This is a genomic window from Streptomyces sp. NPDC037083, assembly GCF_055606485.1.
This window is the reverse complement of record NZ_JBVJSQ010000014.1, coordinates 28,821-50,340: the sequence shown is the minus strand read 5'-3', so window position 1 is coordinate 50,340 and position 21,520 is coordinate 28,821. Positions and strand designations below refer to the sequence as shown.

The 21,520-nt window shown below is 70.9% G+C and carries 18 protein-coding genes; 10 read left to right on the top strand and 8 right to left on the bottom strand.

What is annotated here, in order from left to right; genetic code table 11:
* Positions 1–226 precede the first annotated feature (226 nt).
* A complete protein-coding gene (locus tag ACZ7DE_RS31545) occupies positions 227–751 on the bottom strand; it encodes a hypothetical protein (RefSeq protein WP_470767164.1) in 525 nt (174 codons plus the stop codon).
* A 425-nt stretch (positions 752–1,176) separates the two neighbouring features.
* Between ACZ7DE_RS31545 and ACZ7DE_RS31540 the strand changes: the two genes are divergently transcribed.
* Together ACZ7DE_RS31540 and ACZ7DE_RS31535 are read left to right on the top strand one after the other, a co-directional pair.
* On the top strand, positions 1,177–2,490 hold the full coding sequence (locus ACZ7DE_RS31540) for a helix-turn-helix domain-containing protein (protein ID WP_470767162.1): 1,314 nt from the start codon (positions 1,177–1,179) through the stop codon (positions 2,488–2,490).
* A 523-nt stretch (positions 2,491–3,013) separates the two neighbouring features.
* The gene (locus tag ACZ7DE_RS31535; protein ID WP_470767160.1) at positions 3,014–3,505 is read left to right on the top strand and encodes a sortase; all 492 of its coding nucleotides are present in this window, start codon (positions 3,014–3,016) and stop codon (positions 3,503–3,505) included.
* A 24-nt stretch (positions 3,506–3,529) separates the two neighbouring features.
* Here the strand turns inward: ACZ7DE_RS31535 and ACZ7DE_RS31530 are convergent, their stop codons facing one another.
* Positions 3,530–3,712 (bottom strand): hypothetical protein, encoded by a 183-nt coding sequence (locus ACZ7DE_RS31530; protein WP_470767158.1) that lies wholly within the window; start codon positions 3,710–3,712, stop codon positions 3,530–3,532.
* Here ACZ7DE_RS31530 and ACZ7DE_RS31525 point away from each other — a divergent pair.
* The gene (locus tag ACZ7DE_RS31525; RefSeq protein WP_470767156.1) at positions 3,711–4,310 is read left to right on the top strand and encodes a class F sortase; all 600 of its coding nucleotides are present in this window, start codon (positions 3,711–3,713) and stop codon (positions 4,308–4,310) included. The genes ACZ7DE_RS31530 and ACZ7DE_RS31525 overlap by 2 nt on opposite strands.
* A 128-nt stretch (positions 4,311–4,438) precedes the next feature.
* Here the strand turns inward: ACZ7DE_RS31525 and ACZ7DE_RS31520 are convergent, their stop codons facing one another.
* On the bottom strand, positions 4,439–5,902 hold the full coding sequence (locus tag ACZ7DE_RS31520; RefSeq protein ID WP_470767154.1) for an aldehyde dehydrogenase family protein: 1,464 nt from the start codon (positions 5,900–5,902) through the stop codon (positions 4,439–4,441).
* Between the two features lie 156 nt (positions 5,903–6,058).
* On the opposite strand from ACZ7DE_RS31520, the gene ACZ7DE_RS31515 reads away from it, so the two are divergent.
* Positions 6,059–8,527 carry a SpoIIE family protein phosphatase gene (locus ACZ7DE_RS31515; protein ID WP_470767152.1) on the top strand — a complete coding sequence of 823 codons (2,469 nt, stop codon included), beginning with the start codon at positions 6,059–6,061 and terminating at the stop codon, positions 8,525–8,527.
* Between the two features lie 306 nt (positions 8,528–8,833).
* Here ACZ7DE_RS31515 and ACZ7DE_RS31510 read toward each other — a convergent pair whose 3' ends face one another.
* Both ACZ7DE_RS31510 and ACZ7DE_RS31505 read right to left on the bottom strand, forming a co-directional pair.
* Entirely contained in the window at positions 8,834–10,405 is a 1,572-nt protein-coding gene (locus ACZ7DE_RS31510; protein WP_470767151.1) for an amidohydrolase, read from the bottom strand.
* A 29-nt stretch (positions 10,406–10,434) separates the two neighbouring features.
* Positions 10,435–11,895 (bottom strand): APC family permease, encoded by a 1,461-nt coding sequence (locus ACZ7DE_RS31505; protein WP_470767149.1) that lies wholly within the window; start codon positions 11,893–11,895, stop codon positions 10,435–10,437.
* A 179-nt stretch (positions 11,896–12,074) separates the two neighbouring features.
* Between ACZ7DE_RS31505 and ACZ7DE_RS31500 the strand changes: the two genes are divergently transcribed.
* Entirely contained in the window at positions 12,075–12,683 is a 609-nt protein-coding gene (locus ACZ7DE_RS31500) for a TetR/AcrR family transcriptional regulator (RefSeq protein ID WP_470767147.1), read from the top strand.
* 150 nt (positions 12,684–12,833) lie between these two features.
* Here ACZ7DE_RS31500 and ACZ7DE_RS31495 read toward each other — a convergent pair whose 3' ends face one another.
* Both ACZ7DE_RS31495 and ACZ7DE_RS31490 read right to left on the bottom strand, forming a co-directional pair.
* On the bottom strand, positions 12,834–13,241 hold the full coding sequence (locus ACZ7DE_RS31495) for a hypothetical protein (protein WP_470767145.1): 408 nt from the start codon (positions 13,239–13,241) through the stop codon (positions 12,834–12,836).
* Positions 13,242–13,344: 103 nt separating this feature from the next.
* The gene (locus tag ACZ7DE_RS31490) at positions 13,345–13,785 is read right to left on the bottom strand and encodes a hypothetical protein (RefSeq protein WP_470767143.1); all 441 of its coding nucleotides are present in this window, start codon (positions 13,783–13,785) and stop codon (positions 13,345–13,347) included.
* Between the two features lie 39 nt (positions 13,786–13,824).
* On the opposite strand from ACZ7DE_RS31490, the gene ACZ7DE_RS31485 reads away from it, so the two are divergent.
* Positions 13,825–14,505 (top strand): hypothetical protein, encoded by a 681-nt coding sequence (locus ACZ7DE_RS31485; RefSeq protein WP_470767141.1) that lies wholly within the window; start codon positions 13,825–13,827, stop codon positions 14,503–14,505.
* Between the two features lie 612 nt (positions 14,506–15,117).
* A complete protein-coding gene (locus ACZ7DE_RS31480; RefSeq protein ID WP_470767140.1) occupies positions 15,118–16,473 on the top strand; it encodes an MFS transporter in 1,356 nt (451 codons plus the stop codon).
* A 431-nt stretch (positions 16,474–16,904) separates the two neighbouring features.
* Here ACZ7DE_RS31480 and ACZ7DE_RS31475 read toward each other — a convergent pair whose 3' ends face one another.
* Complete coding sequence (locus tag ACZ7DE_RS31475; RefSeq protein WP_470767138.1) at positions 16,905–17,264, bottom strand: DUF6368 family protein; 360 nt, start codon at positions 17,262–17,264, stop codon at positions 16,905–16,907.
* A gap of 300 nt (positions 17,265–17,564) precedes the next feature.
* On the opposite strand from ACZ7DE_RS31475, the gene ACZ7DE_RS31470 reads away from it, so the two are divergent.
* From ACZ7DE_RS31470 to ACZ7DE_RS31460, 3 genes are all read left to right on the top strand, one after another.
* Positions 17,565–18,884 (top strand): acyl-CoA dehydrogenase family protein, encoded by a 1,320-nt coding sequence (locus tag ACZ7DE_RS31470; protein WP_470767136.1) that lies wholly within the window; start codon positions 17,565–17,567, stop codon positions 18,882–18,884.
* Positions 18,881–19,972: a nuclear transport factor 2 family protein gene (locus ACZ7DE_RS31465; RefSeq protein WP_470767134.1), complete on the top strand. Its 1,092-nt coding sequence runs from the start codon at positions 18,881–18,883 to the stop codon at positions 19,970–19,972. The genes ACZ7DE_RS31470 and ACZ7DE_RS31465 overlap by 4 nt, the downstream gene beginning before the upstream one ends.
* 377 nt (positions 19,973–20,349) lie before the next feature.
* Entirely contained in the window at positions 20,350–21,333 is a 984-nt protein-coding gene (locus ACZ7DE_RS31460; protein ID WP_470767132.1) for a S8 family peptidase, read from the top strand.
* Positions 21,334–21,520 lie beyond the last annotated feature (187 nt).

Here is a 21,520-nt window from a genome sequence, read left to right as displayed (position 1 = left end):
CCTTCCGGTCGAGGGGTGCGAGGACGGTGTCGTCGCACATTCTTCTTCCTCGCCGCCTCCAGCGCGGCAAGCAGCGCGACCCTCTGCCTCGACGGCGCCTTCCACGAACCCCACCCCTCCCCCACGGGTTGACGAAACCCTCAGGGGGACTTCCCCCCGAGGGTCCGTCGACCGTCCGCCCTGGTGCGCTGTCCCGGGCGGGCAGACATGCGGAGCGGCTCCGCCGTCAGCGGGCGCTCGTGGTGGTGATGTCGGCGATGTGGTTGTACCGCTCCACCAGCACGAAGAGCCTGGTCTTCTGCGTCGCCTCCCCGCTGCCGAAGGTCAGGGTGACGATGACCTCATGCCCGTGCCCCACGGTGCCGTTGTCGGTCACCGTCCAGCGCGCCGGGATGTTCTGGGCGCGCAGGACGCCGTCCGCCTGGTTCTTCGTCTCCCAGGCCGCCAGCCGATTGGCGAAGTCGGGCGTCAGGTAGTGCTTGCGGAGCGTCGTGGCCAGCGTGACGTCCGGGTCCGCGTAGTCGCCCTTCGCGTCGATGTACGCGCCGTAGAAGTCGGCGACCCGAGTCACCGCCTGGCCGGACGTGCCGCTGACCGACTGCGGTGCGGCGGTGGACGTCTTTGCGGGGGCAGGGACGGAGGCCTGTGCCGAAACCTGTGACGACACACCGAGTCCGACAGCCAGGACGAGGCCGGCGGCGACGGCCGCGCGGCGGCCCGGACGACGGTGTGCGAGGGACTTCCTGTTCATGTGCGTCTTCCTTTTCTGAGCAGATTCAGCATGTGGAACGGCTGGAGATCTTTATTCCGGTGACGTGGTAGGTGCTCGTTCCGAGCCGGCGGTGGTGGACGGCCATGCGTTGCGGATGCCGCCGGTCAGGAGGGACGAGGCCGGGGTGCGACGAGTGCGGCGACCGGCATCGGGAGCGTGTGTGACGGCGCATCAAGTTCGGTGCCCATGGAGGCCACCGTTCGTGATGCCTGTCGGGTGTCGCCCTACGCCGGTTGGTCCAGCGGTGTTCGGTGCGACACCAAGAGCATCGGCGGTCACCCAAGTGCCGCGCAACGGCTGACGCCCCTGCGGCGACGGTGGAACCATCCCAGCCCATCTGACGTGCAGGGATATGAGGGCCTGAGATACGGGATCACGGGCGGACGAACGGAGCAACGGTGTCGATGCGGGACGAGGTCGAGGAGTTCGCGGCGCTGCTGCGCCGGCTGAAGGACCGCACGGACCGGAGCTACGGCTCCCTGGCCCGCCGCGTCAACATGAACACCTCCACACTGCACCGGTACTGCGCGGGCGCGGCGGTGCCGCAGGACTTCGCACCCGTGGAGCGGCTCGCGGCCTTCTGCGAGGCCACACCACAGGAGCGCCTGGAGCTGCACCGGCTGTGGCTGGCGGCGACGGCGGCTCGGCAGCAGGTGCGTACGCCCGATTCGGCAGAGGAAGCCTGTCCGGCCCCGGCGTCGGACGCGAGCGGGTCGCTCGACGAGCAGAGCAGCTCCACGGAGCAGCCGGAGGACGATCCCACCCCGGACGTGACCGCCCCCTCCCCCGCTCCCCTCCCCTGGTACCGCCGCCGACGGGTCCTGGCGTCCACCGCCGCCGTATGCGCGCTGCTCGCCACCGTGGGCAGCACGGCCGCCCTGTCGGACGACCGCTCCTCCGAGGCGGACGCCGTTCGCTCCGGGGGCCCGCGGACGACGGCCCCCGGCGCCCCCCGCCCTTCGGGGAATCCGTCGGCCACCGCCTCCCCCTCCCCTTCCGGCAGTTCCGTGTCGCCCAGCCCCCGGCAGCAGAGCCCCGCCCCGTCCGCCACCGGCCGTGGTCCCTCCTCGGCCGGGAAGCCGGCCGGCGGTCTGCCCCTCACCTGGAGCACCGACTCCCTGGTCTGGGACAAGGGCTGCGACCACGACTACGTCATCGACAAGCCCCGCGCACAGGTGCCTCCGCCGCCGGTGGAGCAGGACGCCGGGGTGTGGGCGGCGACGCAGGGCGCGGTGCACGGGAGGCAGACGAGGGTGCAGATCTCGGTGCAGGGGCGGTCGTCCACGGCCGTGGTCCTGGAGGCACTGCACGTCCGCATCGTCAGCCGCGGCAACCCGGCCGCCGGGAGCGCGTACGCCATGGGCCAGGGCTGCGGCGGGGACCTGACACCCCGCCTCTTCACCGTGAACCTCGACGCCGACCGCCCCCTGGCCCGCCCGAAGGACGGCGCCGACCTCGGAGAGACCATCCCGGCCGTGCACTTCCCGTACCGCGTCTCCGCCGCGGACCCGGAGGTGCTCCTGGTCGCCGCGACGACACAGACGTACGACGCCCGCTGGTACCTCGAACTCGACTGGTCCTCCCAGGGCCGCACCGGCACGATCCGCATCGACGACCACGGCCGCCCGTTCCGCACCACCAGCATCAAGGGAATGCCGCGCTACTGGTACGGCACGAACGACGCGGGTGAGCGTGCCTGGGTCAAGTACGACGGCTAGTGTCCTGCGCCGCAGATCCGTCGGCGGAAGCGGGCGAGTTGAGTCGAGGACGTCCTCGGCTGTCCTGGCCGAGGACAACGGCTCGAGGTCTTCGTGGAGGCCGCCGACGTCGCGAGGAAGCGCCGACACCACCTGTGCCTGGGCCGGGGGTGATGCGGCCCGACGCGTCCACCGCTCCGACCCCGCCCGCCTGTCGGCGGACAGCCGCAACGGCTCCGGTCACGGGCCCCGAGGAGAAACTGACGCACCAACAGCAGAAGTCGCACATCCCCGGCACGGAGACACCCGTCGGTGTGAGTTCGTTAGCCTGTTCGCCGACCTGTGGCAATTCATCCACCACCTCGGCTCCCACTTCTCTGACCTGCGTGAATACCCCTGTTCGGGCAGCCGATACGCCTGTCCGGACGATGCGTGTGGCGATCCGTCAGGTTGCGGAGGTGACACAGCGTCGGTTGCCTCGGCAGTGGTGCACGACTCAGGCGCCGCACAACAGACCGGACACCGCTCCGCTGAAGGGGTTCTCGTGGGCAAGACACGCGTTGGCATCGGTATCGGCCTGACGGCCGGCTTCATGGCTCTTCAGATTCCCGTCGCTGCCGCCGCCGGCGACTCAGGTCTCGACATCCACTCGCGGCAAACCGCCCACGGGTCCACGGTCACGGTCAGCACCACCGCGTGTGGTGCCGACGTGACCTACGGCAAGGGCGAGTCCGAGGCGGGAGGGGCGTTCCACCTCTTCGAAGGCGAACGCAAGGGTGTGCTCACCGGCGAGTTCACCGTGCCGGAAGGTTCGTTGGGCACCACTGACACCATCACCGTCAAGTGCCCGCCGCGGATCAAGATCACAGATTCGTACGAGCTCCCGGCGCCTCGACCGGACGGCGCCGTCGAGGCCGGTTTCGGAGACGACGGGCAGACAGCCCCGCAGCTCGCCCTGGGCGCCGCGCTGGTCGCCGCAGCCGCCGCCGGGGGGCTGGTGCGGATGCGTCACCGCTCGGGCTCGCACCGAAGCTGACCGCCCGCTTCGCTACCGGCTCGCTCACTCCCGCCGGCTTCCGGAGCCCCTGGTTCCGGAAGCCGGCGGGAGCCCATCACCTTCCCTCTCCCCTGCCTCAAGCAGAGAACCGACCGCGATGGCTCCCAGGCGCACCACCGGCTCTTCCCCTTCCTCCTCCTCTTCCTCGTTCATGCCTTCGGCCAGGCTTCTGGCCTGGACGCTCATGGCGGGAGTCGTGCTGGTGGCCGGCGCGGTACACCCCGAGCAGCCACCGCAGCCTTCGGCAGACCAGGCCTTCGCCCCCCTGCCAGGCGCCACGGCCCACCGCACCGCCGCCCCGGTGGACCCCCCGGTTCCCTCGCTCCTGCCCGCGGAACCGCTCTGGATCCGGATCCCCGCCATCAACCTCAACGCCCCCGTCGCCAAGCTGCACCTCGACTCCTCGGGGGCGCTCGAGCCGCCGCCCGCCGACCCTCCCAACCGCGCCGGGTGGTACAGCGAGGGCACGGCGCCGGGGTCCGTCGGGACAGCCGTCACCGCGGGCCATGTGGACCTGCCCACCGGCAGGCCGGGCGTCTTCTACGGGCTCGGTGCGCTGGCCAAGGGCGACACGATCGAGATCGACCGGGCAGACCGGCGCACAGCCGTGTTCACCGTCGACGCCCTCGAGATCTACGACAAGGAGCGCTTCCCGAGCGACAAGGTGTACGGCAGCACGGATCGGGCCGAATTACGGGTGATCACCTGCGGCGGCGGCTACACCAAGCAGACGGGATACCAGGGCAACCTCGTGGTCTACGCGAGCCTCACCGCGGTCAGATGAGGCCACCGCACGGCGTCGGTCCGGCACGGTTCCCGCCTGCTGTGTGCGGTGCCGTCCTGGTTGACGCGCTCACCGTGCCCCACCGGGTTCGTCGCCCCTGTGGGCGCGTCAACCCCTGCGCCGCGCGATCACAGGGAACGCTGGACCGTTTTCCAGCGCCACTGGGTGAACTGCTCCAGGTTGGCAGTGCCGCCGATGCGGGAACCGTTGCCCGATGCCCCCATCCCGCCGAAGGGGGCGTTCGCGGCGTCCTTGGCGGACACGTCGTTGAGGTGCACCATGCCGGTGCGCAACTGCTCGGCAACGGCCGTGGCGCGCGACGCCGAACGGGAGTGCACAGCCGCCGTCAGGCCGTACGCGGTGTCGTTGGCGATCTCGACGGCTTCCTGGTCGGTGCGGAACGCGATGACGGGGGCGACCGGCCCGAAGATCTCCTCGGTGAAGGCCGGCATGGTCCGCTCGACGTGGTCCAGGACGGTGGGCGGGTAGAACAGCCCGTCGCGGCGTCCGCCCGCCAGTGCCCGCGCACCGGCGGCCACGCTCTCGTCCACGATGCGTTCGATCCTCGCGGCCTGGCGCTCGCTGATCACGGGACCGAGGGCAACGCCCTCCTCGCGGGGGTCTCCGACCCGCAGCTCCTTGGCCTGCCTGATCAGTGCCTCGGTGTACGGCTCCACGATGTCGGCGTGCACCAGATGACGTCCGGCGGCGACACAGGCCTGCCCCTGATAGCCGAACGAACTCATCGCCCCGGCTGCCGCGGCGGAGTCGACGTCCGCGTCGTCGAGCACGACGACCGAGTTCTTGCCGCCCAGTTCCAGGGCCACCCGCTTGAGCCCGTCGCCCGCGGCGCGGGCGACCGCCCGTCCCGCCTCGGTGGAGCCGGTGAACACGACCATGGCGACGTGGGGATCAGCCACGACCGCCTCACCGGTGCCGGGGCCTCCGGGCAGGACATGGAGCAGCCCTTCGGGCAGTCCGGCCTCCTCGAACAGCCGCGCCACGACGACACCGCCGGACACCGGTGTGTGGGGATCGGGCTTGAGCAGGACGGCGTTGCCCAGCACGAGCGCGGGCGCCAGCGCCCGCATGGCGAACAGCAGGGGCGCGTTCCAGGGGTTGACGACGCCGATCACTCCCAGCGGTACCCGCCATGCGTAACTGGTCTGGCCAGGTGCCGACGGGCTCAGGATCTCCCCGAGGGGAAGCGACGCGAGGCCGGCGGCCTGCGCCAGCTGGCTGAGTCCGGCCGCGATCTCGTAGTCGCCCTTCGCCGGGACGCCTGCGGACTCCCTGACGATCCACTCGCGTACCGCCCCGCTGTGCTCACGCAGTGCCCGGGCTGCGCGGAGCAGGACCTCGGCGCGCTCCTGGGGTGCCGCCTCGGCCCAGGCCCGCTGAGCTCGGGCGGCCGAAGCCCCGGCTCGGGCGACATCCGCGGGCGCTGCCACACCCACCTCCGCCAGCCGCTCTCCCGTGGCGGGTTCGATCACCGGCTGGACCCCGCCCTCGGACTGCCGCCAACCGCCGCTGTAGATCTTCCCGGTCCATTCGGCCGCGTTCGGCCACGTCTCCTCGCCGGTGGAAGTCATGGCACGACCCTCCAGCCCCGATGTATGGACGTCTCTTTTATCTTGGTATGTCTTTTAGGCTTATGGCCTTATTGAGCATATATGTCCCACCACTCCCCCATCGGTTGCTCGTCTGACCGGCCGGGACACACAGTGGAAAGACCGAGGTGAGGGCGGATGAACGCGATGACGGGTTCTGACACCGCCGGCGACGACCGGGCGGCGCGGCGGCCGGACGACCCCATCGACGAGTCGGCCACCGCCAGAGCCCACATGGACGCGAACGGCATCCTGACCGGGTGGAGCGAGGGAGCACGGCGGCTGCTCGGGTACCGGTCCGCGGAGGTCATCGGCCGGCCCGCGGCGGCGCTGCTGTCCGGGGAGCCGCCCACCGAGACGCTGCGCGCCCTCAGGACTCTGCCGAGGTGGAACGGGACGGCCACCCTCCTGCACCGGGACGGCCACCGCCTCGCGGTGCACCTGCTGGCCCACCGCCGGGCGCCCGACTCCGAGGACAAGGGGGGCGGCTGGCTCCTGGTCGCCCCCCTGACCCGGCCGCCGTCGCCGCTCCACGACGACTCGCTGGTGATGTGGGCGTTCACCCGCTCCCCGGTCACGACGGCGCTCTACGACACCGGGCTGCGGCTGCGGCGGGCGAACGCGGACATGGAGCGTGTGATCGGGCTGCCCGAAGCGGCGATGCAGGGGCTGCGTGTGTCGGAGATCGTGGTCGACCCGGAGAGCGACCGGACGGAACAGTGCATGCAGCGGGCGCTGGAGACCGTCGAACAACAGCATCTGCAGCAGTCCCTGCAGCTTGCCGGCCATGGGAGCGAGAGCGTCTGGACGACGTTGCTCACCCCCGTGCGGGACGCCGGGGGCACGGTACAGGGAGTGCTGCTTTCCGCACACGACGTGACCGAGGAGCACCTGGCCCGAGGGCGCCTGGCCCTGCTCAACGAGGCCAGCATCCGCATCGGCAGCACCCTGGACCTCGCCCGCACCGCACAGGAACTCGCCGACGTCGCCGTCCCGTACTTCGCGGACTTCGTCACCGTCGATCTGCTCCCCGCCATCGAAGGCGGCGACGACCCGCGCGCCGGCTCGCCACCCAGCCCCGTCATGCTGCGCCGGGTCGCCTACCAGTCCGTCCTGGAGGGCTGCCCCGAGGTCGTGGTGGGTCGAGGAACGGTGGCCGCCTACCCGGACGAGTCGACCGCGGCCAGGTGCCTGACCACCGGCCGGCCGCTGATCGAGAACGTGACCGTCCCCGTGATCGACCAGGTGGCGAAGCAGGCCCCGGCCCGGGCCGAGCAGATGCGCCGCTTCGGCTTCCACTCGGTGCTGGCCGTGCCGATGCGCGCCCGCGGCATCACCCTCGGCGTGGCGACGTTCTCCCGCCACCGGCGCCCGGAACCCTTCGAGCAGGACGACCTGCTCCTGGGCGAGGAGATCACCGCCAGGGCCGCCGTCTGCATCGACAACGCCCGCCGCTACACCCGCGAGCGCCGCACCTCCCTCACCCTTCAAAGCAGTCTCCTGCCGCAGCGACTGCCCCCGCAGGCCGCCGTCGACGTCGCCTCCCGCTACCTCCCCGCCAGCACGCAGGCCGGCGTCGGGGGCGACTGGTTCGACGTGATCCCCTTGTCCGGCGCCCGGGTCGCGCTCGTCGTCGGCGACGTCGTGGGACACGGCATCCAGGCCTCGGCCGCCATGGGACGACTGCGTACCGCCGTGCGCACCCTCGCCGATGTCGACCTCCCGCCCGACGAGCTGCTGACCCACCTGGACGACATGGTCATCCACCTGTCCGCCGAGGGCGACGGCGCGGCCGACACCGTCGGCGACATCGGCGCGACCTGCCTGTACGCCGTCTACGACCCGGTCTCCCGACGCTGCACCCTGGCGCGCGCGGGCCACCCCGGACCCGCGCTGGTGAGCCCGGAAGGCGCCGTGGAATTCCCCGACATCCCCGCGGGCCCGCCCCTGGGACTGGGCGGCCTGCCCTTCGAAGTCGCCGAGATCGAGCTGCCCGAAGGCAGTCTCCTCGCGCTGTTCACCGACGGCCTCATCGAGGCCCGTGGCCGCGACCTCGACGAAGGGCTCGACGTGCTGCGCAAGGTGCTGGCCCGGCCGGCTCAGTCCCTGGAGGGCACCTGCGACACCGTGCTCCAGGCACTTCTCCCGGACCACCCCACCGATGACGTGGCGCTGCTGCTGGCCCGCACCCGCGCCCTGAACGCGGCCCACGTCGCCACCTGGGACGTGCCGCCCGACCCCTCAGCGGTCGCCGAGGCCCGCAAGAAGACCACCCGGCAACTGGACGCCTGGGGCCTGGACGAGGTCGCCTTCGTCACCGAACTGGTGGTCAGCGAACTCGTCACCAACGCCATCCGCTACGGCGGCGCCCCCATCCAGCTCCGGCTCATCCTCGACCGCAACCTCATCTGCGAAGTCTCCGACGCCAGCAACACCGCCCCCCACCTGCGCCGCGCCCGCACCTTCGACGAAGGCGGCCGCGGCCTGCTCCTCGTCGCCCAGCTCACCCAGGGCTGGGGCACCCGCCAGACGTACACCGGCAAGACGATCTGGGCCGAACAGGCCCTCTCCATCCCCCGTTCCCCACCGTCGACCAGGACGGACTGACCGGGGCGGCCGTCCTGCTGCCGTGGGCGAGCGCTGCTGCGCACCCCGGAGCGGAGTGCCCGCCGAGGACACCTCGAACGGCGGGTCCCGCCCCGTCGGCCCCGACCGCTTCGCCACCCGGCCGCGTGCTCTCCTCGACGGCCGCTCCCTCCACGTGATCGACCCGCGCGGCACGGGCCGCGGCCAAGTGCCTTCGTTCGTACGACAGTTCCTGGACGGGTCACTCACGCTCCCGGCCGTCGCGGAGCGTGGAGGGAGCGGCCGGGTGACCTCCCCGGGCCTGAACTCCCTCTGCCGGGCGCGCCTTCACTGCCCCCGGTGCACCACGTACCCACCGGTGACGGTCAGCCGCACCGGCGCCTCCGCCAGCTCGTCGGCCGGCGCCTCCACCGGATCCAGGGTCAGAGCTGTCAGGTCGGCACGGTGACCGGGGGCGATGCGGCCGGCCGTCTCGGCCTCCCCCGCCGCCCGGGCCGCATGGGTCGTGCAGCCCTCCAGCGCCTCCAACCCGGTCAGTCCCGCCCGCATGGAAGCCGCACCCCTCGGCGCCCGCGCCGCAGCCAGGACGGCTCGGACGTCGTAGTGGGCGATGGGCCAGTCCGAGCCCAGGGCCACCATCGCGCCCGCGTCCCGCAGGTCGCGCAGGCGCCAGGCGTGCCCGGCACGGACGGCGCCCAGGCGGACGGACCACTCGTCCGTGCCGTCGGACCGCGTGTACGCGGTGTGCGGCGGCTGCATGGACGCGGCCACCCCCAGCTCCGCGAAACGGGGCAGCAGGTCGTCCGGCGCCGTCTCGATGTGCTCGATCCGGTGCCGCCCCCGCGCTCGCGGTCCCAGCCCCGCCACCACCTCCAGAACGTGCCGTACCGCCGCGTCGCCGATGGCGTGCGTGGCCGTGCGGACCCCGGCGGCGTGCAACTGCCGTACGGCGGCGGCGTACGCCTCGGGGTCCGGCCAGAACGCCTCGGTGCCCTGACCGTGGCAGTCGGCTTCGTCCAGCCAGGCCGTGCCGCCCTCCACCGTGCCGTCCATGAAGAACTTGACCCCGCCGACCTGCCAGTGCCGGCCGGCTCGGCCCTGGAGGGCGATCAGTTCCTCCAGGCCCGCCTCGTCCACCCCCGGCATGCACCAGGGCGCGAACCGCAGCCGCACCGGCAGCACCGTCTCGCGCGCCACGGAGTCGACCAGCTGCGGATCACCGGCGTCCATGACGTGCGCCCCGGTCAGACCAGTCGCCGCCATCGCCGACAGCAGCTCGATCAGGCGGGCACGGCGGGCCGCGTACGACGGCCGGGGCATGACGCCCGCGAGCAGCTCCATCGCGGCGTGCTCGACGAGGTGTCCGGTGGGCTGACCCGACGCGTCGCAGACCACCTCCGAACGCTGGGTGAAGTCCCGCGGCCCGGTCACGCCGGCCGCTGCGAGCGCCGCGCCGGTCGCGAGGGCGGAGTGGCCGTCGTAGAGCCGCAGGAAGGCCGCTGCTCCGCCCACTGCGTCCTCGATGAGGGCACGGTCGATGGGCCGGCCTTCGAACGCGTTGTGATCGAGGCCGAAGCCGAGCACCCACCCGTCGATCCGCTCGGCCTGAGCGAGAGCGGCCCTCAGCCCCGCCAGGTCGGCCACTCCCGACAGGTCGACCCCGGTCGCCATGTCCAGCCCCCACACGGGGTGGCTGTGCGCGTCGACGAGCCCGGGCACGAGGTGCGCCCCCTCCAGGGTGACGACCTCGGTGCCCGGACCACGCCAGTCGCGTGCGTCGCCCTCGTCGCCGACCGCGGCGATCACCCCGTCGCGCACGGCGACGGCGGTGGCGTGCGGCCGGGTGGGGTCCAGGGTGCGGACCTTGGCGCCGGTGAGGATCAGATCGGGCGTGGCCATGACTCGGTGAACTCCTTTGCTTCGTACGGCTATTCAGCGGGCTCGGCGGCGAACTCCGCGTACACCCGCGGTCGTGCGCGGCGCAGCCACCAGGCGAGCACGAGCCCTGCGACGAACACGGCGGGCGCGGTCGCGACCAGGATGGTGTTGACGGTGGCCGAGGCTCCGGTGAACAGGTCGATGTGGGTGACGACGAGCCCTATCGCCGTCGCCAACAGCACCGCGGCGAGGACCGGGGCGACGACCGTGCGCAGGGCGCCCTCCTGGTGGCGTACCCGCCGGAAGTAGCAGGGCACGGCGATCGCGGCGAGCAGCTGGAGCGCGAACAGGCCGATCATTCCAGGCGTGTTGACCCAGAGGAGCAGCTGTTGATACGGGTCGGCGCCGGCCGCCCAGAAGGCGGTGACGACGACCGCGCCGAGGGCGGTCTGGGCGATTCCGGCGACGTACGGGGAGCGGTGGCGGGAGTGGACGCGGCCCAGCGCCTTCGGCAGGACGCCTTCCTCGGCGAGTGCGAGGACGTACCGGTTGATCGCGTTGTGGAAGGCGAGGAGCGAGGCGATGACGCTGGTGACGATGAAGATGTGCATCAGGTCGGACGCCCAGCCGCCGACGTAGGTGGTGATGGCGGAGAAGAAGAGGCCGCCGGGGTCCTGGGCCGCGGCCGCGATGACCTCGTCGTTGCCGAAGGCCTGGATGACGATCCAGACGATGATCGCGTAGAAGACGCCGAGGAAGCCGACGGCCGCGTAGGTCGCGCGCGGCACGGTGCGCTCGGGGTCGCGCGCCTCCCGCCGGTAGATGACGGTCGACTCGAAGCCGGTGAACGCCGCGAAGGCGAAGGCCAGGACGACCGCCGTGCCGGAGACCAGGACGTGGCCCGGGGCGAAGGAGGCGCCGGACAGTCCGTGCGCACCGCCCTTGACCAGCACGCCGCCCGCGAGGAGCACCAGGATGCCGGTCTCGGCGAGCAGCAGGACGCCCAGGAGTCTGGCGCCGAAGTTGATGGAGCGGAAGCCGCCGTAGCCGACCAGCAGCAGCCCGGCGAGGGAGATCGGCAGCCAGGGCACGTCCGCGGAGAAGAGGGCGTGCAGGCTGTCCTTGGTGGCGCTGGCGAGGAGGCCGTAGACGCCGATCTCCATGCCGTTGTAGCCGATGAGGGCGAGCAGGGCGGCGCCGACGCCGACGGGTCTGCCGAGGCCACGGGTGATGTACGCGTAGAAGGCGCCGCCGCTCTTCACATGGCGGCTCATGGTGGTGAAGCCGACCGCGAAGACCGCGAGGGTGATGCTGGCGATGAGGTAGCCGGCGGGGGCGCCGATGCCGCCGAGCAGGATCGCGAGCGGGGCGACGCCGGCCATGACGGTGAGCGGAGCGGCTGCGGAGATGACGAAGAAGGCGATGTCGACGGTGCCGAGGGAGCCGGAACGGAGGGTCGCCGTGGTGGGCGGCGCGCTTTCCTCGGAGGCGTCGGAAGTGGTCACGGACATGGGCAAGCCCTTCGGGCGCGGCGGACGGGGAGGGATCCGGGCGTGCGGGTGGCCGGTGTTCCGGGGCGGCTGCGAGGTGACGACGGCCCCATTAATCTAAAGCCTTTCGGTTTCGGCAATGTAGCCTCGTTCCGGGCATCCGGGAAGCCCCATCTCGCAACCCCAGGGGGAACACACACATGGGACGGCCGCGCACACCGCTCCTCGACCGCGAGCGCATCACGACGACGGCGCTACAACTCGTCGACGAGCAAGGCGACTTCAGCGTGCCGCAGATCGCGAAGCGGCTCGGGGCCCAGACCGGTTCGGTGTATCACCACGTGGACGGCCGGGACGGCATCGTGGAAATGCTGCGCGAGCGGGTCGCGTCCGCGATCGACCCCGGAACGCTGGACGTGACGCCGTGGGACGTGGCCCTGGAGGCCTGGGCCCGCTCGTACCGGGCCGCGTTCGCCGCGCACCCGAAAGCGATCCCACTGCTGATGACGTCACCCGTACGAGCGCCGCGGGTACTGGAGCAGTACGAGCGCGCGGTGACGCTGCTGCTGGACGCGGGCTTCGCCCTCGTCGACGTGATGCCGCTGATCGTGGCTTTGGAGAACCTGGTCCTGGGCTCGGCCCTCGACCTCGCGGCGCCGGAGACGATGTGGGTCACGACGGAGTCGGCACCGACTCCCCGACTGGCCGAGGCCCTGGCGGTGGTGGGCGAAGGACGCGCGGACCGGGCGTTCGAGGTGGGGCTGGCGGGATTCCTCAACCACGCGAGAACCCTGCGGTTGGACGGGTGACCGTACGGGACGCGACCCGCAGGCCGCCGAGCGACGACCTTGCCCCCCACGCAAAGGCTCCGCCCCCGGGTGCCGGGGGCGGAGTAGGTGGCTTGCGCTTCGAGACGCGGTGACCGCGGCTCGCGCCGGCGATGCCGAAGCGGCAGGGGATCATTCACGCCGCTCTGCGGCAGCCGCCACCTGGTGGGCTCGGGAGGCCGTCCCCGTCAGAGGCCGCACGTCGTAGCTCTGCCGCACGGGCGGCGGGCCGCCGATCACATCGTCGTAGTGGCGAGTGACTATCGCGGCCCCGGTCACCTCGGAGGAGGTCGTATCTGCCTCGAACCCCGTTTCCGGCAGAAGCAGACTCAACGTGATCTTCGTGTTGTTGCGGCTCGCTTCCAGAAGGACGACGGTGAGGAGCATGCCGTTCTCAGTGACCGCCCTACCGATCTGCGCGGCGTCTTTGTGGAGGTCCTCGCCCAGCGGGATGTCGTCCCCCTGGATGTGAAGATCACCACCACGATATGTGATCTCGATTCCGGGACCGCGCAGGTGATAATCCATCAGTTCACTCATGGCCTCTCCCTGGATGGTGCCGTTCCGTGGGACTCGGAAAGACGAATGGAAGTCCGGCACCGCGCCACCGCGTGCGCCCGCATACAGCCCACGTACAGCGGCGTCAGCCCGCGCTCACGAGCACCCGGACCATCCCGGTTCCGGACTCCAGATTGGTGAGCGCCTTGCCCACGATCGAGCCGGTGGCACGCTGGTGGTCGGTGACCCGACGGGCGTGGCCGGGCCTGGAGGCCGTGGTCAGCCGGTCCCCGCAGCGGATCGGGCCGGCGGACGCGTCCGCCAGTGCCCACAGCTTGCCCATGAGGGCGACGGGGGCGCCTCCCTCGTGACGGTCCAGGACCATTGCCGGGCGGACCCCGCACGCTCCCGAGACGATCCCGGCGACACGCGGATCGTAGTCCTGCTCGCACGGCCGGATCCGGCCCTCGTCGTCAATGACCACCACGGTCCCGGGGCAGATCGCAGGGGCAGCCGTCGTCAGCTCCTCCGCGTAGTCGGCTCCGGGGAGGACGAGGTCACCGCGCACCTCGACGCTCTCCTCCACCAGGACCTCACCCAGGCCAGTGCGGGAATGTGCGGAGGTATGACCTTCGCCGCCATGGACTACTTCGCCGCCGGCAAACTCCCGCCCGCCGAGACGACGGCACCGGACTCCGAAGCCGACCCGGTCTTCCAGTTCATCCGGGACCGGCTCCTGGACAGCTTCGACATCACCGGTTCCGGGCACCGGTGGCTGGGGTACTCCTCGCCGCACTACCCCAACGGGGATGAGGGCTTCATCCAGACGGCCGGGCTGGCCCGTGGCCGCGCCTGGGTGACCTGCCGCGACGAGTGGCCGCGCATCCGGGACGACATCGACGCCGGGCGCCTGTCGCCGATCGGGCTGATCCAGACCGATTCGCTCGACATCGGCAAGAACCACCAGGTGCTGGCCTACGCATACCAACAGAGCGGCCAGATAGTGGAGTTGTGGGTGTACGACAACAACTACCCGCGCGAAAACGACATGCATCTGCGGTTCGACATCACGGACACCTCAGGCGGGGTCGACGTCCAGCGTCTTGGCCCGTACAAGGCCGACGAGCCGCGGATCTTCTGCATCTTCCGCACCAACGGCTACAACCCGCATGCAGCTCCGGGCGGACGTCAGCTGTCGGTACGTCAGAAGCTGGAGCGTGCCACCGGACGCCCATCCGGCCGCCTGCCCGGGGACGTCGGCCTTCCCCGACCGGCCTCCCTGCGCCAGTGGATGAGCAGCGTCTGACCGGATCACTCGGGTCACCGGTCAGGTCGGTGAGGTCTGCTCATTCACGATCAGCATGGGCATCTGCCGGTAGAGCGCGGGGAGCGTGCCACCGGACGCCCATCCGGCCGCCTGCCCGGGGACGTCGGCCTTCCCCGACCGGCCTCCCTGCGCCAGTGGATGAGCAGCGTCTGACCGGATCACTCGGGTCACCGGTCAGGTCGGTGAGGTCTGCTCATTCACGATCAGCATGGGCATCTGCCGGTAGAGCGCGCTGCTGCCGGTGGGCGTGCTCGCGACTCAGGACGTGCCCCGCCGGCTGAACGGAGGCGATTCGGGCGAAGACGTGCTCGACACGGGCAAGTGCCCGCCCACGACAAGACGTTCCCGGTGCCGGCGGGAACGTCTTGTCGTGGCCGCCGCGCGAGGCTTCCGAACCCATCGGGCGTCAGGGGCGACGCCGATAACCGGCCGCCGACGCATGCGGCCCTCTTGACTCGCCATATGGACTGAACCGTACAGTACATCTTCGACCGATGCCGTTCGGTGCCGTCGCGCAGCCGTCCTGTGCACTGCACCGGCCCCGGACCGAATGGCGGGCGGGCGTCACACCTCGGCCACGGAAGGACGACGATGTCCCCGAACCCTCATGCCGACCTCACGGCACCCGACGAACTGACAGACAGCAAAGGCTCCCTGCGCGCGTATGTGGCCTCCCTGCGGGGCTACGCCGCCCCCGCATGGAAGGCCGCGATCGCCTGTGTGCTGGCCATGACCCTGAGCCCCGCCGCGTCGAGCTCCACCATCACGTTCTTCGTCGGGCCCGTCTCCCGGGACTTCGGCTGGTCGCAGTCGCAGGCGCTGACCATCCTCAACATCCCGATCATCGCCGCTCCACTCATCCTTCCGCTGGCCGGCCGCTGGGTCGACCGCTGGGGCACCCGCGCCGTCGCGGTGCCGTGCGTCGCGCTGTACGGCCTCTTCACCGCGGCGATCGCGCTCGCCGCCGGCAACGCCGTGTTCCTGCTCCTGCCGATGCTGGCTTCCGCCCTCTGCGGATACATCGGCATCATGGGCCTGACCTACAAGGTCGTCGCAGGGTGGTTCCCCCGCCACCGGGGGATGGGCTACTCACTGTTCATCGGCGGCGCCACCAGCCTGGGCGGAGCGGTCATCGCTCCGCTGTGCCGGCTGTCCATCGACGGTCTCGGCTGGCGCCAGACCTACCTCGTGTTGGCCCTGTGCATCCTCGTGATCGTCTTCCCCGCCCAGTACTTCCTGCTCACCGAGCCGACTCGGGACCCCGCGGAGGTCGCGGCGACGAAGGACGGACGAGGTCCGAAGGAACTCCCCGGAATGCCGCTCGGCGCCGTGCTGCGCACACGGGCCTGGCTGATCACGGTGGCGGCCATCGTCCTGACCGCAGGGGTGGCGACGAGCGTGCGGTCGAACGCCGTCGCCCTGTTCGGCGACCGCGGCTACTCGGCCACGACCGTGTCCCTGTCGCTGTCGGTGCTGCTCGTGGCTTCCTTCATCGGCATGTTGCTCGCCGGTGTGGCCATGGACCGTTCGACGAGCCCACGCGCCTTCGTGCCGTTCGTCGCGTGTCTCGTGGTCGGCACGGTCGCGATCTTCGCCGCCAGGGGCGGCACCTGGGCACTGCTTCTGGCCATGGGGCTGCTCGGCGTGGTGATGGGCGCGGAGTCGTCGGTGGCGCCGTACTTGGCGGGCCGTTACTTCGGCATGCGCGCCTTCGCGCAGGTCCAGGGCATCTCGCTGATCGTCATCACTCTCCTGGGCGTCGGCTTGACCCCGGTGCTGGTGCAGGGAACGGCCGAGGCCACGGGCAGCTACACCGGGCCCCTGATCGCCCTGACCGCGATCAGCGTGCTCACACTGGCAATCGTCTTCCTGCTGCCGCGCTACCCGGCCGACGAGTGGCGCGAGCCCGCGGCGGCGGTGGAGGCACAGCCAGAAGAAGCGGTCTGACGCAAACCAGGGCAGCGCCTGGAGTACCGCGCCCCGCTCTTGTTCGGAGCGTCACCACGGTGCCGGGCCTGGGCCACAAGACATGGGGCGTGCATTTGAGCCCACCTGCCGGCCTGATCCCGGGGGTGCTTCCCGCAGGAGGACCCCCAGGATTCCGGCTGAATCCACGCCCCTTGGAACCGGCACCTGCAACGCCGTGCGGGTGATCCCCCACCCGCCGGTCGAGCGCGGCCAGCCGTTCACCCGCTGGTCGCCGCGCAAGCTGGTCGCCTACCTGCGAGTTCGGCCCGCTGGGAATCGGCCCGTCGCGGGCTCGGGCTGGGCCGGGCAACGCCGTCCCGACCGACCGCCTGCCACCTACCACCGCGCCCACAGAGTCCGGTACTTCCGCGGCTTCTACTCGGTGGGCGACCGCCCCGGACCGATCTGAGCTACTTGACCAGCCGGAAGGCGGGGTGCCCAACCCATGCCCGCAGGAACTCCCCCGTTCCCAACGCCGTCCAATCGTCGTCCCCGATCCGCAACACCCCCGGCAGGGCGGCGACGACCGACGCCTGTCCGTCCAGCAGCTCGACTTTGGCCACGCCCCCGATGACGTCCATGACAGCGGCGGTCAGCAGGGCCGTGGCCACGTGGTCGATCTCGCGATTGCAACAGGCGCTGACATTGACGGCATGGGTCGGCCTGAAGCCGAGGTCGCCAACGTCGGACCAGACATGCCGGGAGCCTGGCTTGATCGGCTCGACCGGCTCCGCGACCGCTCGAACTACTCCCGCACCGAGCCCCCGCACCGAGTCCCGCCGGTTCCCGGAATCCGTGGCGGCGATCAGTGGTCAACCCGCCTGCCTGCAGATTTCCCGCTTGACAGTACTGGACGGTACAGTACACTTTTGCACGCGGTGGGGTTCACATCACTCGACGCCGCGTACTCGAGCAAGTTCTCAGACAGATGGACGTCCGCCGGTCCGGCCTGTCGGCAGTCCAGGTGGCGCGTGGCGACCGGCCGGCCGATGCATGGATGACAACCCGACGCGATGGGGCGCTCGACGCGCACCGATCCGCGTCGCGGCCGCGTGATTCGAGGAAAGAACATGAGCCAATCGAGCGTTTCGGGCATCGCCGGCTCCGCACCGCAGCCTCCACCGCAGCGGGAGTCGGAGTTCCTGACAGAAACCGGCCGACGAATCCGCGACGAGATCAGGGCACTCGTTCCGGAGCTGCGGGCCAACTCGGAAGAGGGTGAAAAAATCGGGGCGCTCACCCCGTCGACACTCAAGGCCCTCAGCGGCGCCGGCATCTTCAGGCTCACCCTTCCCGCCGAATTCGGCGGCACGGCGCTCGGCGCCCGGGACATCGCAGAGATCATCACCGCCCTGGGCGCCGGCGACGCCGCCGCCGGCTGGTTGACGGTCGTCGCCACCGCGACGCGCAACAGCCTCGCCTTCCCGCAGCGACTCGTTGACGAGGTGTTCCGGGACGCCGCCACCTGGGAAGGGCCGATCATCATCGGCGCCTCACTCCTGTCGCCCGTGGTCGGCAAGGCGCGGAAGGTCGACGGCGGTTGGATGATCAAAGGCAAGTGGACCTACGGCAGCGGATCGAGGCACACGGCCTGGGCCACGGTGGGCGTCGACTACACCGCCGAGGACGGAAGGCCGCGCCGGGCGATGGCGCTGCTCCCGCGCGAGGAGTTCCGGATACTCGACGACTGGCACGTGATGGGCCTGATGGGGACTTCCAGCAACAGCATCACGACACTCGGAGAAGAAGGATTCGTTCCGGACTATCGGGTCTTCGATCTGGCCGACGTACCGCCCAGGCTGGATGCCCTCCGCGGCCAGTACGAGGGACTCGCCTTCAAATTCGGGACGGTGGCGCAGATGCTGCTCGTCCCGGTCCACTTCGCCGCGTTGGCCCTCGGGATGGCGGAGGGCTGTTTGGAGTGTTTCACGGAGCAGGCCAAGCGCCGCAAACCCTTCAATCTGCCCTACCCGACGGTGGCCGACATGCCGTCGGTCCAAGTGGCGGTCGGCAAGGCGCGCGCGGCCATGAACGTCGCCCGGGCCGCGATTCACGGATACGCCGACGAATTGGACCGCCGGACGCTGCGGGGCGAGGACTTCACCCCGCCCGACGAGCCGGTGATCACGATGGACATGATCTGGACGATCAGCACGCTGGCGCAGGCGATCGATGCGCTGCAGATGACGCTCGGCTCGTCCACGGTTGCCCTGTCCAACCCGATCCAGCGGTACGCCCGCGACATCCGCGTCCTCGCGACGCACGGCGCGCTTCGGCTCGAGCCGATGGCAGAGATCAACGGGCGACAGATTCTGGGGCTCGAACCGTTCATGAATATGCCGATGCCGCAACGCGGCACGACCGCCCCCGACAAGGAGCCCGTGCGATGAGCGACTTCAGCATCGTGGACGGTGTCGCCACGATCCACACCCCCGACCTCCACCGCACCTGGATGGACCGGCCCGACTACATCGACGCGGTGGCGGCGTCCCCCGACCCGGACGTGGCCGCGACCAAGCGGTTCGTGAGCGAATTCGTAGCCGAGCTGGCGCGGATGATCCGCGACAACGCCGTCGAGGAGCGCCTCCGCGACATCGTGGAGCGCTATGTCGCCGAGGAGTTCGTCCAGCACGACCCGAACGCTCCCGGCAACGGCCGCGAACAGCTGATCGCACACCTCAGGCGCGCGCCGCTGGACGGCGGACCGCCGCCCGCCGTGGTCAACGTCATCGCCGAGGGCGAGCTCGCCTGCGTGATGACGCGGCAACCCACCGCGGACCCACTGATCCCCGGCAGCACCTACGACTGGTACAGCCTCGCCGTCTTCCGCCTCAGCAACCGCCAACTGGTCGAACACTGGGGTCCCTTGAAGAAGCTGGCGCCCCAAGAGGCGTCCCTGCCGGCGGCGACCGGACGGCCGACGCCGCGAGCGACGACGGCCTCACCGGAGGGAACGTTGCGGGAGTACACGATCGCAGGCGGGGTCGCACAGATCCACGATCCCGCCTTCTTCGAGGCCTGGATGTACCGCGATGACTTCGTCGATGCAGTGTCGCAGTCGCCGACAGCCGAGGTGACAGCGATGAAGCGCCTGGTCATCGAGTTCGAAGCGGCTCTCGCCCGGATGATGCTGAGCGGCCGGGTCGACGAGCAGGTCGACGACATTCTCGAGAAGTTCATCGTCAGCGACTACATCCAGAACGATCCGAACGTGCCCGGCAACGGGCGCGCATTCCTGGCGGACGGATTCCGCAAGATCCCCTTGACCGGGGACGCACCGCCGCCTCCGGTCGCGCTGATCGTCGAAGGCGACCTCGTCTGTCTGCTGATGCAGAAGCCGTGGCCCGATCCGACGGCCCCGGCCACCACGTACGACTGGTACATCCCCACCGTCTTCCGGATCAGGGACGGCAGGCTGGCCGAGCACTGGGGCGCGTACAAGAAGGGCGGCCACGACGCCGGGCCGGCGCCGGAGTAGCGCGCGCCGGTCCTTGCAATCCGCGCCCGGACCGGCGAACACGAGAAGGCACCGGTCACCGGCGGGTCGTCGGGCAGCGCACCGCCGGCGGCCAGAGAGGAGGAGGCCTGCTCCGTACCGCTCGACCGCGCGCTGTCGACGGCGTGCGGCGATACCCCCGGGCGGCCCGTCGGGAACCGCGCGCCTCCCGTGGTCGTCTTGTGCGCCGACTGTGTACGAGGCGGGAATCTGGGGGCGTAGTGGCACGGAACATGACGAAGGCCGGTCTCATCGTGGTGGCCATGGCGACCGTGCTCGGCGCCTCAGCCTGCGGTGGGAAGGCAGCCGGTACGTCCGAAAGCGACAGGACGCCCCCCGCGCAGGGCAAGGGGCAGCCCGTGGCACCCTCCGGCGACGGTGCGCCGGCCGGTCCGGCGCCGACGTCGCCCGGCGCCCTGGGGAAGCTGTCCGCGAACGCGCAGAGCGCGGCCTCGTCCCTCACCCGGCACGTCCCGTGGAACCTGGACATCCTGGACCAGCGGTCGCGGCCGCTGAACGGGAAGCTCACCACCACCGCCACAGGCAAAGGCGTCCACGTCTATGTGATCGACACCGGGATGGACATCGCCCACAAGGAGTTCGGCGGGCGTGCCCGCCTCGGCGCCGACTTCGTGGGCCCGAAGGACTCCGGCGACTGTTTCGGCGAAGACGGCGTCGGCCACGGCACCTTCGTCGCGGGCGTCATCGGCGGGGCGAAGTACGGGGTGGCGCCCAAGGCGGAGCTCGTTCGGGTCCAGGGCATCGTGTGCGAGAGCGGGGGCGGCAGCTCCCCCGCGGCCGCCGAGGCAGCCCTGGTGAAGTCGGTCAAGTGGGTCACCGCGCACGCCCAGAAGCCCGCCGTGGTGAACATGTCGCTCAACCTCGACCACCGGTCGGCGGCCCTGGAGTCCGCAGTGAAGAAGATGGTCGACGCCGGCATCCCGACAGTGGTGTCAGCCGGCAACTTCCATGACGACGCCTGCAAGCACTCCCCCGCCGGCGTCCCCGGCACGATCGTCGTCGCGGCCTCCACCTCGAACGATCGCGCGTGGAGCGACGGCGGTTCCTACGGGTCGGGGTACGGGCGGTGCGTGGACCTGTACGCCCCCGGCCAGAAGGTGACCGCAGCCCTCGTCGGCGGCGGCACGGCCACGGAGGACGGCGGCGCGACGTCCTGGGCCGCACCCCATGCGACCGGCGTGATCGCCCTCTACCTCTCGGCACACCCGCACGCCACGGCCCACGAGGTCCACGTCTGGCTCGACCGCACGGCCACCCGCGGCGTCGTGCGCGGCGTCCGCTCCGACACTCCCAACCGACTGCTCAACACCGGCGGCATCTGACCGCCCCGTTCGCTCGCTCACCCGGGCGCCGCGTGGGGCCGACGCCGGACGACATCGAGTCGGCCGTGGCTCGAAGGAGGGTGGGCGAGGGCGGGCGGGGCCCGGCGTGGGTCCCGCCCGCCTTCGCCGTGTCGCCCGGGCGCACGCCCTACCCGCCAACTGCCCGCGGCCCGGGGGCAGTCAACTG

What these genes read in the sequence shown, in the direction of transcription:
- ACZ7DE_RS31545 (WP_470767164.1), bottom strand. Translation starts at nt 751, where the DNA reads ATGAACAGGAAGTCCCTCGCACACCGTCGTCCGGGCCGCCGCGCGGCC.
- ACZ7DE_RS31540 (WP_470767162.1), top strand. Translation starts at nt 1,177, where the DNA reads ATGCGGGACGAGGTCGAGGAGTTCGCGGCGCTGCTGCGCCGGCTGAAG.
- ACZ7DE_RS31525 (WP_470767156.1), top strand. Translation starts at nt 3,711, where the DNA reads ATGGCGGGAGTCGTGCTGGTGGCCGGCGCGGTACACCCCGAGCAGCCA.
- ACZ7DE_RS31530 (WP_470767158.1), bottom strand. Translation starts at nt 3,712, where the DNA reads ATGAGCGTCCAGGCCAGAAGCCTGGCCGAAGGCATGAACGAGGAAGAG.
- ACZ7DE_RS31520 (WP_470767154.1), bottom strand. Translation starts at nt 5,902, where the DNA reads ATGACTTCCACCGGCGAGGAGACGTGGCCGAACGCGGCCGAATGGACC.
- ACZ7DE_RS31515 (WP_470767152.1), top strand. Translation starts at nt 6,059, where the DNA reads ATGAACGCGATGACGGGTTCTGACACCGCCGGCGACGACCGGGCGGCG.
- ACZ7DE_RS31510 (WP_470767151.1), bottom strand. Translation starts at nt 10,405, where the DNA reads ATGGCCACGCCCGATCTGATCCTCACCGGCGCCAAGGTCCGCACCCTG.
- ACZ7DE_RS31505 (WP_470767149.1), bottom strand. Translation starts at nt 11,895, where the DNA reads ATGTCCGTGACCACTTCCGACGCCTCCGAGGAAAGCGCGCCGCCCACC.
- ACZ7DE_RS31500 (WP_470767147.1), top strand. Translation starts at nt 12,075, where the DNA reads ATGGGACGGCCGCGCACACCGCTCCTCGACCGCGAGCGCATCACGACG.
- ACZ7DE_RS31495 (WP_470767145.1), bottom strand. Translation starts at nt 13,241, where the DNA reads ATGAGTGAACTGATGGATTATCACCTGCGCGGTCCCGGAATCGAGATC.
- ACZ7DE_RS31485 (WP_470767141.1), top strand. Translation starts at nt 13,825, where the DNA reads ATGACCTTCGCCGCCATGGACTACTTCGCCGCCGGCAAACTCCCGCCC.
- ACZ7DE_RS31480 (WP_470767140.1), top strand. Translation starts at nt 15,118, where the DNA reads ATGTCCCCGAACCCTCATGCCGACCTCACGGCACCCGACGAACTGACA.
- ACZ7DE_RS31470 (WP_470767136.1), top strand. Translation starts at nt 17,565, where the DNA reads ATGAGCCAATCGAGCGTTTCGGGCATCGCCGGCTCCGCACCGCAGCCT.
- ACZ7DE_RS31465 (WP_470767134.1), top strand. Translation starts at nt 18,881, where the DNA reads ATGAGCGACTTCAGCATCGTGGACGGTGTCGCCACGATCCACACCCCC.